General features: G+C 63.7%; 4 protein-coding genes. 2 read left to right on the top strand and 2 right to left on the bottom strand.

Annotation, left to right across the window (positions count from 1 at the left end; genetic code table 11):
* The first annotated feature begins 209 nt into the window (after positions 1–209).
* A complete protein-coding gene (locus tag EN750_RS30850) occupies positions 210–434 on the top strand; it encodes an ATPase (protein WP_127398983.1) in 225 nt (74 codons plus the stop codon).
* A gap of 102 nt (positions 435–536) precedes the next feature.
* On the opposite strand, the gene EN750_RS30845 is transcribed toward EN750_RS30850, so the two are convergent.
* Both EN750_RS30845 and EN750_RS30840 read right to left on the bottom strand, forming a co-directional pair.
* Positions 537–926, bottom strand: coding sequence for a hypothetical protein (locus EN750_RS30845; protein WP_127271781.1), 390 nt, complete (start codon positions 924–926; stop codon positions 537–539).
* Between the two features lie 136 nt (positions 927–1062).
* Positions 1063–1548 (bottom strand): hypothetical protein, encoded by a 486-nt coding sequence (locus EN750_RS30840; protein WP_127398982.1) that lies wholly within the window; start codon positions 1546–1548, stop codon positions 1063–1065.
* A gap of 191 nt (positions 1549–1739) precedes the next feature.
* On the opposite strand from EN750_RS30840, the gene EN750_RS30835 reads away from it, so the two are divergent.
* Positions 1740–2202 (top strand): L-threonylcarbamoyladenylate synthase (locus EN750_RS30835; protein ID WP_145968070.1); only part of this gene is annotated, 463 nt, incomplete at its 3' end.

Raw genomic sequence — 2202 nt, 5'->3', positions numbered from 1 at the left:
CGATGAGGATCAGGCGGTGCGTGCAAACCGCCTCGCGCTGCTCGCCCGCATCCGCGCGGCCACCGGCCAGGTCGCGGATTTCTCCAGGCTCGCAGGCTAAGGCGAAGAAAATATTCTCTGCCGCCGGCCGTTCGAGCCGGCTTACAGTCATATGGCGATGATCTCTCCGTGGCAAAAGGGACATGTTCCCCAACCCCACGGAGGCTTCCATGAATTCCGATCACGAAATCGAAGTGACAGAAGAAACCCCGGCTCCCGCCGAGGCGTTTGAATCCGCTTCCGAAACCATCCTCGATCATGCCGCCGCAGCAGCGGTCGAAGCCGCTGACCTGTCTGATGACGACGAAGATGAAGACGAAGAAGACGCCGAGGACAGCGTGAAGGCTGAAGGCGACGAGTCCGAAGAAGATGACGACAAGGAAGAAGCGGCCTGATTTTTTCAGCCGCCGAATCTATCGATGGCAAGGCGGCGCTGAGGCGCCGCCTTCTCCTATCAGCCGTCCCCCGAAGCCGATGGTCAGCCGCCCCGGCGACGGTCAGTTCTCGAGAATGCTGACGCGCACGCTGTTTTCGTAGACATCGACCTGGATCAGCGGTTCGCCATTGACGATGGCGCGCTTGGTCGAGGAACTCATCGCACCGCCGCGTTCCAGCATGCGTTGCAGGTCGGCGCGCTGGCCGTTGGTCCTGAACCAGCCATCAGCCTCGTCGTCGCTGTCACGGCGGTGGAATTTGTGCCAGTTGGCGCGGTCCTGCCGCACCATCTGCGCGGCATTGTCCAGCGCATAGCCGTCACTCGCCTGATGGTCGCGATCGGAAATGCGCGCGACATAGGATCCCAGCATATCGTCGGCATGAGCCGCGACGACGCCAAGCAATGACGCCAGCAGAAGGCCTGCCCCGGTTACGATTCCAGATTTTCTCATGATCACCCCCTTTACCCCTAGCGATGAAATCCCGTCTGCCAGAAATGCCTAGAACGGGGTTTGCCTGGCAATGGTGCGCCGGGCGCCAGACCACCGTCAAGTCACGCCATCGATGTCGGCTGTCTTTGAGCCGGGGCTATTTGGTGTAGCCGTTGGGAGGCATGTGCTGCCCTGCTGCCGGCGCCGGAGCGCTCGGCGGCGTGGGTTGGTTCTCGGCGTTCCCTGAGGGGGCTGCGGAGGCGGTGGCCGTTGCCGGCGCCGTGCCAGCGGCCGGCTCGGCACCTGTCGCTGGTGCAGCGGTTGGCGCCGGTGCAGGGAAATCGGGACCGGTAACGCCGCCACGAATGACCATCGGGCCTGGCTGGAAGCCGTGCCCGGTCGCGGGCTTGTCCGGGATCGCCGCCACCTTTTCATCGGTGACGTCGGGCTGCGCTTCCCCTTTTGCCACCACCGACAGCGCATCGCTGGCGTTGACCGCATCGGCGGTTCCAGGCTGGTTGGGGGCGCCGATCCTGACGATCGATGGTGTGGAGGATGGCGTGCCTGGAAAAACCAGGGATGACGCCTGGGCTTCGCCGGCCGCAACAGCAAGAATGATACCCAGCAGGATACGCGCAGACACTGATGTCGCTCCCCTTTGCCCAGAAGCTCTTCGATAGCAGGCCGGAATTGATGCCGGCTTTCGTGGAAACATAGCATTTTAGGGATTGATAAATCGCCAATGCTCCTGCTCGCCAACAATCGGTTACCCAACAGCGGCTTGCCCAACGGCCGCCATCGTACTACGCACCCCGCATCTGTGAGGTGACGAGAGTGGCTGAAATACTTGGCTCGGGCGAGGCGCTGGAGCGGGCGCTGGCGCTGCTCATGGAAGGCGATGTCGTCGCCATCCCGACGGAAACCGTCTACGGGCTGGCCGGCGACGCCACCAACGGCATCGGCGTGGCGCGCATCTTCGAAGCCAAGGGGCGCCCGCGCTTCAATCCGCTGATCGCCCATGTCGCGGATATGGCGATGGCAGAGCGCCTCGCGTTGTTCGATCCGCTGTCCAGGAAACTGGCGCTGGCATTCTGGCCAGGTCCGCTGACGCTGGTGCTGCCGCAACGGCCCGGCAACGGCATCCATCCGCTGGTCACCGCCGGGCTCGATACGATTGCCTTGCGCATGCCGAGGGGCTTTGGCGGCGAGCTGATCGCCAGGCTCGGCCGCCCGCTTGCAGCGCCCAGCGCCAATTCATCCGGCAAAATCAGCGCAACGCCCGCGCAAGCGGTAGCGG

Source organism: Mesorhizobium sp. M7A.F.Ca.ET.027.03.2.1 (assembly GCF_003999175.1).
Lineage (GTDB): Bacteria > Pseudomonadota > Alphaproteobacteria > Rhizobiales > Rhizobiaceae > Mesorhizobium.
The sequence above is the reverse complement of the archived record's forward strand: the minus strand, read 5'-3'. Positions and strand labels throughout refer to the sequence as shown.

What these genes read in the sequence shown, in the direction of transcription:
- EN750_RS30850 (WP_127398983.1), top strand. Translation starts at nt 210, where the DNA reads ATGAATTCCGATCACGAAATCGAAGTGACAGAAGAAACCCCGGCTCCC.
- EN750_RS30845 (WP_127271781.1), bottom strand. Translation starts at nt 926, where the DNA reads ATGAGAAAATCTGGAATCGTAACCGGGGCAGGCCTTCTGCTGGCGTCA.